11 protein-coding genes are annotated in these 12,764 nt (G+C 57.3%); all 11 read left to right on the forward strand.

Going from position 1 to position 12,764, the window contains the following annotated elements; genetic code table 11:
• Nucleotides 1-160 precede the first annotated feature (160 nt).
• On the forward strand, nucleotides 161-1,639 hold the full coding sequence (gene fleQ / locus AUC61_RS13650) for a transcriptional regulator FleQ (protein ID WP_122665672.1): 1,479 nt from the start codon (nucleotides 161-163) through the stop codon (nucleotides 1,637-1,639).
• Between the two features lie 125 nt (nucleotides 1,640-1,764).
• A complete protein-coding gene (locus AUC61_RS13655; RefSeq protein WP_422765307.1) occupies nucleotides 1,765-2,982 on the forward strand; it encodes a sensor histidine kinase in 1,218 nt (405 codons plus the stop codon).
• Nucleotides 2,982-4,409: a sigma-54-dependent transcriptional regulator gene (locus AUC61_RS13660; RefSeq protein ID WP_243246796.1), complete on the forward strand. Its 1,428-nt coding sequence runs from the start codon at nucleotides 2,982-2,984 to the stop codon at nucleotides 4,407-4,409. The genes AUC61_RS13655 and AUC61_RS13660 overlap by 1 nt, the downstream gene beginning before the upstream one ends.
• A 253-nt stretch (nucleotides 4,410-4,662) precedes the next feature.
• On the forward strand, nucleotides 4,663-4,989 hold the full coding sequence (fliE, locus tag AUC61_RS13665; protein ID WP_027901002.1) for a flagellar hook-basal body complex protein FliE: 327 nt from the start codon (nucleotides 4,663-4,665) through the stop codon (nucleotides 4,987-4,989).
• A gap of 14 nt (nucleotides 4,990-5,003) precedes the next feature.
• The gene (fliF, locus tag AUC61_RS13670) at nucleotides 5,004-6,791 is read left to right on the forward strand and encodes a flagellar basal-body MS-ring/collar protein FliF (protein WP_243246798.1); all 1,788 of its coding nucleotides are present in this window, start codon (nucleotides 5,004-5,006) and stop codon (nucleotides 6,789-6,791) included.
• Nucleotides 6,784-7,800 (forward strand): flagellar motor switch protein FliG, encoded by a 1,017-nt coding sequence (fliG, locus tag AUC61_RS13675; RefSeq protein WP_087273204.1) that lies wholly within the window; start codon nucleotides 6,784-6,786, stop codon nucleotides 7,798-7,800. The genes fliF and fliG overlap by 8 nt, the downstream gene beginning before the upstream one ends.
• Nucleotides 7,801-7,922: 122 nt before the next feature.
• Nucleotides 7,923-8,738: a flagellar assembly protein FliH gene (gene fliH / locus AUC61_RS13680; RefSeq protein WP_243246800.1), complete on the forward strand. Its 816-nt coding sequence runs from the start codon at nucleotides 7,923-7,925 to the stop codon at nucleotides 8,736-8,738.
• Complete coding sequence (gene fliI / locus AUC61_RS13685) at nucleotides 8,728-10,086, forward strand: flagellar protein export ATPase FliI (RefSeq protein ID WP_243246801.1); 1,359 nt, start codon at nucleotides 8,728-8,730, stop codon at nucleotides 10,084-10,086. Before fliH ends, fliI begins: the two co-directional genes overlap by 11 nt.
• A gap of 6 nt (nucleotides 10,087-10,092) precedes the next feature.
• A complete protein-coding gene (gene fliJ / locus AUC61_RS13690; RefSeq protein WP_122665666.1) occupies nucleotides 10,093-10,542 on the forward strand; it encodes a flagellar export protein FliJ in 450 nt (149 codons plus the stop codon).
• 129 nt (nucleotides 10,543-10,671) lie between these two features.
• Nucleotides 10,672-10,974: an STAS domain-containing protein gene (locus tag AUC61_RS13695; RefSeq protein ID WP_243246802.1), complete on the forward strand. Its 303-nt coding sequence runs from the start codon at nucleotides 10,672-10,674 to the stop codon at nucleotides 10,972-10,974.
• An 8-nt stretch (nucleotides 10,975-10,982) separates the two neighbouring features.
• A complete protein-coding gene (locus AUC61_RS13700; RefSeq protein ID WP_243246803.1) occupies nucleotides 10,983-12,689 on the forward strand; it encodes an ATP-binding SpoIIE family protein phosphatase in 1,707 nt (568 codons plus the stop codon).
• The last annotated feature ends 75 nt before the right edge of the window (nucleotides 12,690-12,764 follow it).

A 12,764-nucleotide genomic window follows, 5' to 3' on the forward strand; every position in this document is an offset into this window, starting at 1 on the left:
GGTTGGTCAAAATAAGCTTTACGCCATAAATTTGACTGTTTACGGTATTTTGACTTAACTAGCGATGTTTACTATTTTCTGGTTCTCGGTATAAGCAGTGGCCGGGATACCAAGCTGCCCCATGTATGGGCATTGAGTTGACTAGGGAAGTTGCTATTGCATGTGGCGTGAAATCAAGATTCTCCTGATCGATGACGACAGCCAGCGCCGCCGTGATTTGGCGGTAATTCTGAATTTTCTTGGCGAAGAAAATCTCTCCTGCTCAAGCCAGGATTGGCAGCAGGTTGTCGGCTCTCTTACGTCCACTCGCGAAGTGCTTTGCGTGCTTGTCGGCACCGTTAGTGCGCCGGGCAGTCTTCAAGGACTGCTTAAGACCGTCGCAGCATGGGATGAGTTCCTTCCTGTTTTGCTTTTGGGAGAAAATTCTTCTTCCGCTGAGCTCCCTGAAGATTTGCGCCGCCGTGTGCTCTCCACGCTGGAAATGCCTCCTAGCTACAGCAAGCTACTGGATTCGCTGCACCGGGCTCAGGTTTACCGCGAAATGTATGACCAGGCGCGTGAGCGTGGTCGTCATCGCGAACCTAATCTGTTCCGTAGCCTGGTCGGTACCAGCCGCGCCATCCAGCATGTCCGGCAGATGATGCAGCAAGTTGCCGATACTGACGCCAGTGTGTTGATCCTGGGTGAGTCGGGGACGGGCAAGGAAGTGGTTGCGCGCAATCTGCACTATCACTCCAAGCGTCGTGATGCGCCGTTTGTACCGGTCAATTGCGGAGCGATACCGGCAGAGCTGCTCGAAAGCGAGCTGTTCGGTCACGAGAAGGGCGCCTTCACCGGGGCTATTACCAGCCGTGCCGGGCGTTTTGAGCTGGCCAATGGCGGTACGTTGTTTCTGGATGAAATCGGCGACATGCCTCTGCCTATGCAGGTCAAGTTGCTGCGGGTGCTTCAGGAGCGCACGTTTGAGCGCGTCGGCAGCAACAAGACGCAAAGCGTGGACGTACGGATTATCGCTGCCACACACAAAAATCTCGAAACTATGATCGAGATTGGCAGTTTCCGTGAAGACCTTTACTACCGCTTGAACGTCTTCCCGATCGAAATGGCTCCCTTGCGTGAGCGGGTTGAAGACATTCCGCTGCTGATGAATGAATTGATTTCGCGCATGGAGCACGAGAAGCGCGGTTCAATCCGTTTCAATTCTGCAGCCATCATGTCCCTGTGTCGTCACGGCTGGCCGGGTAACGTTCGTGAGCTGGCCAATCTGGTCGAGCGTATGGCGATCATGCATCCCTATGGTGTGATTGGTGTCGCTGAGCTGCCGAAGAAATTCCGTTACGTCGACGACGAAGACGAGCAGATGGTTGAAGGTATACGCAGCGATCTCGAAGAGCGTGTTGCAATCAACGGCCACACGCCTAACTTCGCCAATAGCGCTGTTCTGCCGCCAGAAGGTCTGGACCTGAAGGATTATCTGGGTGGGCTGGAACAAGGCTTGATTCAGCAGGCGCTGGATGATGCCAGCGGTATCGTGGCTCGCGCAGCAGAACGTCTGAGGATTCGTCGCACCACGCTGGTAGAGAAAATGCGTAAGTACGGCATGAGTCGCCGTGAGGGCGATGAACAGGCGGATGATTGACGCGTACATCGCCTGAATAAAGCCAAGCCCCTGAATTATCAGGGGCTTTTTTTTCGGCACGAGGATTGCTAAGTCTCCTGGAACATACCGTTTTTAATGACGGTTCGCCACGCGAGAGATTATCCATGTCCCAGGCCGCTCAGCAGATGTCTTCCGACCTTGCACTCCAAGTGCCGCCGTCCCTCGAGCTGGAAAGTCGTCAAGGGCTTGAACAGGCGTTCCAGCTGTTCAACCAGATGTCGTCGCAACTGACGGATTCCTACAGTTTGCTGGAAGCGCGGGTTACGGAGCTCAAAGGCGAGCTGGCGGTGGTCAGTGCTCAGCGTATGCAGGAGCTTGCAGAAAAGGAGCGATTGGCGTTCCGGCTGCAGAACCTGCTCGACCTGCTGCCTGGCGGCGTGATCGTGATCGACGCCATGGGCGTGGTGCGTGAAGCCAACCCTGCGGCGGTGGATCTGCTTGGACAACCCTTGGTAGGTGAACTCTGGCGGCATGTCATCAGCCGCTGTTTCGCGCCGCGTGAAGACGACGGTCATGAAATCTCCCTCAAGGATGGGCGTCGCCTGTCCATTTCCACGCGCTCACTGGATGCCGAGCCGGGTCAACTGGTTTTGCTCAATGACCTGACCGAAACCCGTCGTTTGCAGGGGCAACTGGCGCGCCATGAGCGCCTGTCGTCGTTGGGCCGAATGGTTGCTTCGTTGGCGCATCAGATCCGCACGCCACTGTCTGCCGCACTGATCTATGCCAGCCATTTGACGGAGCAGCAGTTGCCGGTGGAAACCCAGCAACGTTTTGCCGGGCGGCTCAAGGAGCGCCTGCACGAATTGGAGCATCAGGTTCGCGACATGCTGGTGTTTGCTCGTGGCGAGCTGCCGTTGACTGACCGTATCGCTCCGAATGAGTTGTTCCAGACGCTGCAGTCTGCGGCGCAAACGCATACTCAGGGCCTGTCGGTGCGTTGGCAGTGCGACAGTGTCGAGGGGCAGCTCTTGTGCAACCGCGACACGCTAGTCGGGGCGCTGCTCAATCTGGTGGAAAATGGCGTGCAGGCCAGTACCGGGCGTACTCGCCTGAAAATCCATGCGTACGCACGTGGTGATGTTTTGCGGATTTGCGTCAGTGATAACGGCAGTGGCATCGATGCTGCGGCTTTGGCTCGCATCGGCGAGCCTTTCTTTACCACCAAGACCACGGGCACTGGCCTTGGTCTGGCGGTGGTTACAGCGGTTACCCGTGCGCATCAGGGCGGTGTGCGGTATCAGTCCCGCGTGGGGCGTGGTACCTGTGCAATTGTCACACTGCCATTGGTCCCCGCTGGCACTGCTAAGGGAATCTGCTGATGGCTATCAAGGTATTGCTGGTCGAGGATGACCGCTCATTGCGAGAGGCGCTGGGCGATACCCTTGAGTTGGCGGGACATCTCTATCACGCCGTCGCCTGCGCTGAAGACGCGTTGCTGGCTGCTGCTGACGAGTCTTTCAGTCTGGTGATCAGCGACGTCAATATGCCCGGAATGGACGGTCATCAATTGCTGAGCCTGCTGCGGGAGCGTCATCCGCAGTTGCCGGTTCTCCTGATGACGGCTCACGGCGCGGTTGAGCGGGCGGTGGATGCCATGCGTCACGGTGCAGCCGATTATCTGGTCAAGCCGTTTGAGCCCAGGGTTTTACTGGCGCTGGTCGAGCGTCATGCGTTGGGTCGTTTGGGGCCAGCGGGAAATGACGGTCCTGTGGCGGTCGAGCCGGCCAGCGCGCAGTTGCTCAATCTGGCCAGTCGTGTGGCGAAAAGTGATTCGACTGTTCTGATTTCCGGTGAATCCGGGACGGGCAAGGAAGTGCTGGCGCGTTTTATCCATCAGCACTCGCCGCGCGCTGATAAGCCTTTCATCGCAATTAACTGCGCTGCGATTCCAGACAATATGCTGGAAGCCACCTTGTTCGGTCACGAGAAGGGTTCATTTACCGGCGCTATTGCGGCTCAGGCGGGCAAGTTCGAGCAGGCTGATGGCGGCACTATTCTGCTGGATGAAATTTCCGAAATGCCGTTGGGGCTGCAAGCCAAGCTGCTTCGCGTGCTGCAGGAGCGGGAAGTGGAGCGGGTCGGCGGTAAGAAGACCATCACTCTGGATATCCGGGTTGTAGCGACCACGAACCGCGATCTCGCCGGTGAAGTTGCAGCGGGTCGCTTCCGCGAGGATTTGTATTACCGTCTTTCGGTATTCCCGCTTGCGTGGCAGCCACTGCGTCAAAGGACCGCCGATATTCTGCCGCTTGCCGAGCGTCTGTTGGCCAAGCATGCCAATAAAATGAAACACGCTCCTGTCCGGCTGTCCGCGCAGGCACAAGCCTGCCTGGTGGGCTATGCCTGGCCGGGCAATGTTCGCGAGCTTGATAACGCCGTGCAGCGGGCTTTGATTTTGCAGCAGGGTGGCGTCATTCAGGCTGAAGATTTTTGCCTCACCGGGCCTGTTGTCTATGCGCCTGCGCCGGTGCCTGCAAGCCTCACTGTCAGTTCGCCGACGGCGGTCGTTTCGCCCGGCGCAGTGCCGGCTCCGCTGGAATTGGCGGGGTCTGATTCGGCCGGAGCGCTGGGCGATGACCTGCGCCGTCGAGAATTTCAGATGATCATTGATACGTTGCGCGCCGAACGTGGCCGTCGCAAAGAGGCTGCTGAGCGCCTGGGTATCAGCCCCCGTACCTTGCGCTACAAATTGGCGCAGATGCGTGATGCGGGGATGGATGTAGAAGGTTATTTGTTTGCGACCTGATGTTTTGCCGACCTTTGCCGATACTGTATCTCCAGACTGCGTGGATTTGTCGCAGATTAATAATTCAGTGACTTGGTTGGCCTCAACTGAGTCCCGTAAATACTGATTCAGAGCAAGGTTTGGCACAACTAACACATAGATTGATGTAGCTTGATGGCCAAATGCTGCTATGCAGCTGGCACTCTTGTTGCTTTGACATTAATGACCGCTGACTCGGTGTCAAAAATTTGCGGCCCTTATGAGAGAAACGTCCATGAGCCAAGGTGTTGAATTTAATCGCTTGATGTTGGACATGCGTTCCATGCAGATGGACGCCATGGCTGCGCCCAAGGCAGCAGCCACGCCGCAAATCGGCTCCAGCAGCTTTGCCGACATGCTTGGTCAGGCCGTTAACAAGGTCAATGACGTTCAGCAGGCTTCCAGTCAGCTGTCCAGCGCTTTCGAGATTGGCAAGAGCGGCGTCGACCTCACCGACGTGATGATCTCGTCGCAGAAAGCCAGTGTGTCTTTTCAGGCCTTGACCCAGGTTCGGAACAAACTGGTTCAGGCTTATCAAGACATCATGCAGATGCCGGTTTAAGGACGTATTGAGTCATGGCAGAAACACTCGCCGATAGCGTTCCGGCCAAGACAGGCGCTCCTTCAGGCAAGCCGTTGTTCGGTCTGGCCTTTCTGGAAAACCTTTCCGAGATGACCATGCTGCGTCAGGTTGGCCTTATGGTCGGCCTGGCTGCCAGTGTCGCCATCGGCTTTGCCGTGGTGCTCTGGTCACAGCAACCTGATTATCGTCCGCTCTACGGCAGCATGGCCGGGATGGACGCCAAGCAGGTCATGGACACGCTGACCAACGCCAATATTGCCTACACGGTAGAGCCTAATTCCGGTGCTTTGCTGGTGAAAGCTGATGACGTGCAGCGCGCCCGTATCCAGCTGGCGTCCGCTGGTATTGCGCAGACCGACGCCAACGTCGGCTTTGAAATTCTCGATAAGGATCAGGGGCTGGGTACCAGTCAGTTCATGGAAGCCACGCGCTATCGCCGTGGCCTTGAAGGTGAGCTGGCGCGGACTATTTCCTCGCTGAACAATATCAAGGGTGCCCGCGTGCACCTGGCGATCCCGAAAAGCTCGGTGTTCGTTCGTGATGACCGCAAGCCGACGGCTTCGATTCTGGTTGAGTTGTACCCGGGTCGCTCACTTGAGCCCGCTCAGGTCATGGCAATCGTCAATCTTGTGGCGACCAGTGTTCCTGAGTTGACCAAGTCGCAGGTCACTGTGGTCGATCAGAAGGGCAATCTGCTTTCTGATCAGGCGGAAAACTCCGAACTGACCATGGCGGGCAAGCAATTCGATTACGCGCGCCGCATGGAAGGCATGCTGACTCAGCGCGTACAGAATATCTTGCGTCCGGTACTGGGTACCGATCGTTACAAGGCCGAAGTCTCCGCCGATGTGGATTTCAGTGCTGTTGAATCCACCGCGGAAAGCTTCAACCCTGATCAGCCTGCGTTGCGCAGTGAGCAGTCGGTCAATGAGCAGCGCTCAAGCAGTTCGGGGCCTTCAGGTGTTCCGGGTGCGTTGAGCAACCAGCCGCCAGGGCCAGCAACTGCGCCGCAAACCGCTGGCGGTGGTGCAGCGGGTGCTGCTGCAGCCATTGCTCCTGGTCAGCCGCTGCTGGATGCCAATGGTCAGCAGATCATGGACCCGGCCACTGGTCAGCCAGCCTTGGCTCCATACCCGGCTGACAAGCGCGTGCAGTCGACCAAAAACTTTGAGCTGGACCGTTCCATCAGCCATACCAAGCAACAGCAGGGACGTTTGAATCGTCTGTCGGTTGCCGTGGTGGTTGATGATCAGGTCAAGATCAACCCGGCGAACGGCGAAACGACTCGTTCGCCATGGAGTGCAGAAGATCTTAATCGCTTCACACGCCTCGTGCAGAACGCCGTCGGTTTTGATGCCAGCCGTGGAGACAGTGTCAGCGTGGTCAACGTGCCGTTCTCGGCCGAGCAGGGCGAGCTGATTCCGGATATTCCGTTCTACTCGCAACAATGGTTCTGGGACATCGTCAAGCAGGCCATGGGTGTCATCTTCATTCTGGTTCTGGTGTTTGGTGTGCTGCGTCCGGTGTTGAACAACATCACCAATGGCAAGAGCAAAGAGCTCGCCGGTTTTGACGACGGTACGGGTGGTTTTGGTGGCATGGGTGGCGGTTCTGATGAGCTGTCCAATGACCGTGTCAGCCTGGGCGGCCCGCAAAGCATTCTGTTGCCTAGCCCGACCGAGGGTTATGACGCACAGCTGAATGCAATCAAGAGCTTGGTGGCTGAAGATCCGGGTCGTGTGGCCCAGGTTGTGAAAGAGTGGATTAACACTGATGAATGATCGAGCCGTCGTAGCCAAACTGAGCAAAGTCGAGAAAGCCGCCGTATTGCTGCTTTCCCTGGGTGAAACCGATGCTGCGCAGGTTCTGCGTCACATGGGGCCCAAGGAAGTTCAGCGCGTCGGCGTGGCGATGGCGCAGATGCGTAACGTGCATCGCGAGCAGGTCGAAGAGGTGATGACTGAGTTCGTCGAAATTGTCGGCGATCAGACTAGCCTGGGCGTCGGCTCGGATGGCTATATCCGCAAAATGCTGACTCAGGCATTGGGCGAGGACAAAGCGAACGGCTTGATCGACCGGATTCTGCTGGGTGGCAACACCAGCGGTCTGGACAGTCTGAAGTGGATGGAGCCACGTGCTGTGGCAGACGTCATCCGTTTCGAGCACCCGCAGATCCAGGCTATTGTGGTTGCTTACCTGGATGCTGACCAGGCGGGTGAAGTGCTCGGTCATTTCGACCATAAGGTGCGTCTGGATATTATTCTGCGCGTGTCTTCGCTCAATACCGTGCAGCCTGCCGCACTTAAAGAGTTGAACCAGATTCTCGAGAAGCAGTTCTCCGGTAACGCCAACACGTCGCGTACTACCCTGGGTGGTATCAAGCGTGCTGCAGATATCATGAACTTCCTCGACAGCTCCATCGAAGGCGCGCTCATGGATTCGATCCGCGAGGTCGACGAAGATCTGTCGACGCAGATCGAAGACCTCATGTTTGTCTTCAACAACTTGTCGGACGTGGACGACCGTGGCATCCAGGCGCTGTTGCGCGAGGTTTCTTCGGACGTACTGGTATTGGCCCTAAAGGGTTCCGACGAGGCGATCAAAGAGAAAATCTTCAAGAACATGTCCAAACGTGCCGCCGAACTGCTGCGCGACGATCTGGAAGCGAAGGGCCCGGTCCGCGTCAGCGACGTGGAAACCGCGCAGAAAGAGATCCTCACTATTGCTCGCCGTATGGCCGAAGCAGGGGAAATCGTTCTGGGTGGCAAGGGCGGCGAGGAAATGATCTAGTCTGTTGACGTTCCGTCGGAGAAACTGACCGGGGACGCGTTCCCCGGTGTCCACCGTCTGGCCTGGCAATGTCACCTGCCATGCGCCTGCGCTGAAACAATACAGACTCTAAGGCACTATCCATGTCCAGCTCCAACAAAGAACCGGTCAGCGAGCTTATCCGCGCCAAGGACGTCGGCGGTTTTGACGTCTGGTCGCTGCCCAGTTTCGATCCCTATCAAGAGCCTGAACCCGAGCCCGAACCGGTCGTTGAAGAGCCGGTTGATGCCATCGAAGAAGTCCCGCTGGAAGAAGTTCAGCCGCTGACCCTCGAAGAGTTGGAGAGCATCCGTCAGGAGGCTTACAACGAAGGTTTTGCCACGGGCGAAAAAGAAGGCTTTCACAGCACTCAACTCAAAGTGCGCCAGGAAGCCGACGTTGCGCTGAAGAGCAAGCTGGCGAGCCTTGACCTCTTGATGAGCCAGCTTTTTGACCCGATTGCCGAGCAGGACAAGCAGATCGAGCGCTCGGTCATTCATCTGGTCGAGCACATTGCCCGCAAGGTCATTCAGCGTGAGCTGACCACTGACTCGCGGCAGATCGGCAATGTATTGCGCGACGCACTGAAGCTTTTGCCTATGGGCGCAAGCAATGTGCGGATCTTCATCAACCCGCAGGACTTTGAAGTGGTTAAAGCCCTGCGTGAGCGTCATGAAGAAACGTGGCGCATTGTTGAAGATGAAACGCTGCAGGCCGGTGGTTGCCGGATCGAAACGGAACATAGCCGGATAGATGCGAGCATCGAAACTCGTCTTAGCCTGGCCATTGCCAAAATGTATGACCAGATGCACGAGCAGTCTCTGCATCCGGCGAGTCCGGACCTCAGCCTGGAACTGGAGGCCGAGCCGGTCGTGACTGGCGCTGTCAGCCCTGACGTCGAGAAATCCGATGCGCCTTGATCGCACCAGCTTCGGCAAGCGCCTCGGGTCTTATGCCGAAAACGTCGAGTTGCCCGCTCAGCCTGTCGTGGAAGGTCGCCTGCTGCGCATGGTCGGCCTGACGCTGGAAGCCGAGGGCTTACGGGCGGCGATGGGTAGCCGTTGCGTGGTGGTCAACGATGACAGTCACCACCCGGTTGAAGTTGAAGCCGAGGTGATGGGGTTTTCCGGCAGTAAAATCTTCTTGATGCCTGTAGGCAGTGTGGCCGGTCTTGCCCCGGGGGCCCGAGTGGTGCCTTTGGCAGATACCGGCCGTTTGCCGATGGGCATGAGCATGCTGGGGCGGGTGCTTGATGGAGCCGGTCGCGCCCTCGATGGCAAGGGCGCCATGAAGGCTGAAGACTGGGTGCCTATGGACGGGCCTACCATCAACCCATTGAAGCGCAACCCCATCAGTCAGCCTCTGGACGTGGGCATTCGCAGCATCAACGGATTGTTGACGGTGGGTCGTGGTCAGCGTCTCGGGCTGTTCGCCGGTACCGGCGTCGGTAAAAGCGTTCTGTTGGGCATGATGACGCGCTTCACCGAGGCAGACATCATTGTTGTCGGCCTGATCGGTGAGCGGGGTCGTGAGGTTAAGGAGTTCATCGAGCACAGCCTGGGTGAGGAAGGACTCAAGCGTTCGGTGGTGGTTGCGTCTCCTGCGGACGATGCGCCTTTGATGCGTTTGCGTGCTGCCATGTATTGCACGCGAATCGCCGAGTATTTCCGCGACAAGGGTAAAAACGTCCTGTTGCTGATGGATTCTCTGACGCGTTTTGCTCAGGCTCAACGGGAGATTGCCCTGGCGATTGGCGAGCCTCCTGCGACCAAAGGTTATCCGCCGTCGGTATTTGCCAAATTGCCCAAGCTGGTGGAACGCGCCGGTAATGCCGAGGCGGGTGGTGGCTCGATTACTGCGTTTTATACCGTGTTGTCCGAGGGTGATGACCAGCAGGACCCCATTGCGGACTCCGCGCGTGGCGTACTGGACGGTCACATTGTGTTGTCCCGCCGCCTTGCTGAAGAGGGGCACTATCCGGCGATCGACATCGAAGCCTCCATTAGCCGGGTCATGCCCGCAGTGGTCACCCCTGATCACATGAATCAGGCGCAGCATTTCAAACAGTTGTGGTCACGCTATCAACAAAGTCGCGATTTGATCAGTGTCGGCGCTTATGTGGCGGGCGGTGATCGGGAAACTGACCTGGCGATTCACTTGCAGCCCGTGCTTGTGCGCTATCTGCGCCAAGGGCTCAATGAAAATGAAAGCATGGAAAACAGCAGTGCGCAGTTGGCGGCAGTGTTCAGCCCGGCTGCGGGTGGTTGATAGACCATGGCCATAAGTCGCGCAGCGCGCCTGGCGCCCGTGGTGGATATGGCCGAGAACGCGGAGCGCAAGGCTGCCCAGAGTCTGGGGCACTTTCAAGGGCAGGTGCGCGTGGCGGAAGGCAAGCTCAACGACCTTGAGCAGTTTCGCCTCGACTATCAGCAGCAATGGATCGACAAAGGCGCCCATGGCGTCTCCGGGCAATGGCTGATGGGTTATCAGCGCTTCCTTACTCAGCTGGATACCGCTGTTGATCAGCAGCGCAGAAGCCTGGCCTGGCATCAGGACAACCTTGATAAGGCGCGCGGCACCTGGCAGCAGGCGTACGCCCGGGTCGAAGGCTTGCGCAAACTGGTCCAGCGCTATATCGACGAAGCACGACAGCTTGAGGACAAGCGCGAGCAAAAACTACTGGATGAGCTTTCGCAGCGGCTGCCAAGGCATGCGCCGTTTTAACCGCAGTGTTCGTTCGGATATATCGCAAATTATTAAACTGCAATGCAGCTCCCACAGAGAAAATTGCAGATATCACCAGCCAGTGCTAAACCTTGATTACGTGACGCACGCCTCACTCAGGAATTTTACATGCCGGTCACTTCTGAGCTTTCACCTGACGGTCAGCAACTGACCATTTTTATTTCCGGGCGCTTTGATTTTGCTTCCCATCAGGACTTCCGTGAAGCCTATGAACATCTGGGCAGCGAGCTGCGTTATGTCGTTGACCTGCGCGGTACCAACTACCTGGACAGTTCGGCACTGGGGATGCTTTTGCTATTGCGTGACCACGCCGGTGGCGAGCGCTCACGCATTCGTCTGGCCAACTGCAGTGCCGATGTCATCACCATCCTGACCATTTCCAATTTCTCGAAGCTGTTCCAGATAGGTTGAGTGAGACCTTGCCATCCTCCAGCGAATCCTTATGCATCCTGATCGCTGACGACAACGCCAGTGATCGCCTGCTGCTGTCCACTATTGTGGCTCGCCAGGGGCATCGAGTGCTGTGCGCCGCCAACGGTGCGGAGGCGGTCGCACTGTTTGAGGCTGATCGGCCGCAGATGATCCTGATGGACGCGATGATGCCGGTGATGGATGGCTTCGAAGCTGCCCGGCGCATCAAGGAACTGGCCGGTGAGGCCTTGGTACCGATCATTTTCCTCACGTCTCTGACGGAGGGGGCGGCGCTGGCTCGTTGCCTGGACGCCGGGGGCGACGACTTTATTGCGAAGCCTTACAACCAGACCGTCCTCAACGCCAAAATCAACGCCATGAATCGCCTGCGGTTGCTGCAGGAGACTGTCCTGCGGCAGCGCGATCTTATTTCGCGGCATCATGATTACCTGCTGAATGAGCAGCGAGTGGCCAAGGAGGTTTTCGATCAGGTCGCTCATTCGGGTTGCCTGGACGCGCCCAATATTCGCTATCTGCAGTCGCCTTACGCGTTGTTTAACGGTGACTTGCTCCTCGCTGCCTACACGCCAGCCGGGCATATGCATATGCTGCTAGGGGATTTCACCGGGCACGGTTTGCCCGCTGCGGTCGGTGCAATGCCGCTGGCAGAGGTGTTCTACGGTATGACGGCCAAGGGCTTCGGTCTGGCCGAAACCCTGCGTGAAATGAACGCCAAGCTTAAGCGCATCCTGCCAGTGGACATGTTCTGTTGCGCAACCCTGCTCTGCATCAACTTCCAGCAACAACAGTTTCAGGTCTGGAATGGCGGCCTGCCCGACGGTTATCTTCTGAGTGCTGCCACGGGTGAGCGTACCGCGCTGGTGTCCCGGCATCTGCCGCTTGGGGTGTTGGACTCGGCTTCGTTTGATGATGAGACTGAGGTGTATCCCTTCGCTCCGGGGGATCGGGTATTCCTGCTCTCTGACGGGGTTATCGACACCAGTGACAGCAAAGAACAACTGTTTGGTGTGCAGCGCTTGCATGAAGTATTTGCTGCCAATCGCGAACCCCGGTTGCTGATTTCGGAAATTCAGCAGGCGCTGGATGCCTTCGGTGGTCAGGCCCGCGATGACGTCAGCATGGTGGAAATCATCGCTGTAGAGCAGGCGGAAATGGGCGCACAAGCCGTGACCTACTCAGACAGCGGCACCTCTACGCCACTGGACTGGTCATCCACGTTCGAGTTCAGGGCTTCGACCCTCAGGCGTTTCAATCCTCTGCCTTACTTGTTGCAGTTGCTGCTCGAGGTGCATGGCCTGCGCAGTCAGAGCGGTGCGCTGTACAGTGTGCTCACTGAGCTTTATAGCAATGCGCTGGAGCACGGGGTTTTAGGCCTGGATTCAACGCTGAAAAGTAGTGCGTCAGGATTCGCCAGCTACTATCAGCAGCGGGCAGCGCGTCTGGCTGCTCTGGACAGTGGCTATATCCGTCTGCATTTCAACGTCACGCCAGAGGGAGAGGGTGGTCGTTTGAGTGTGCGGGTGGAGGACAGTGGTAAGGGTTTCAATGTTGATACAATTCTTGCGTTGCCGCCGGTGGTCGATGAGCTGTACGGTCGCGGTCTTGCGCTGGTGCGGGAGCTGAGTGAAACGGCCTCGTGGTCTACGGACGGACGGACCGCACGCGTCGAATTTTGCTGGGGAGCCAAGGCATAGCCCCCGGATTCTTGATCAGGGAGTGAACAAGGTGTCGGTAGTTCATCTGGATTACAGCGTATTGACTACGTTGCA

The sequence above is a fragment of the Pseudomonas maioricensis genome, from assembly GCF_022790535.1.
GTDB classification, from domain to species: Bacteria; Pseudomonadota; Gammaproteobacteria; order Pseudomonadales; family Pseudomonadaceae; genus Aquipseudomonas; species Aquipseudomonas maioricensis.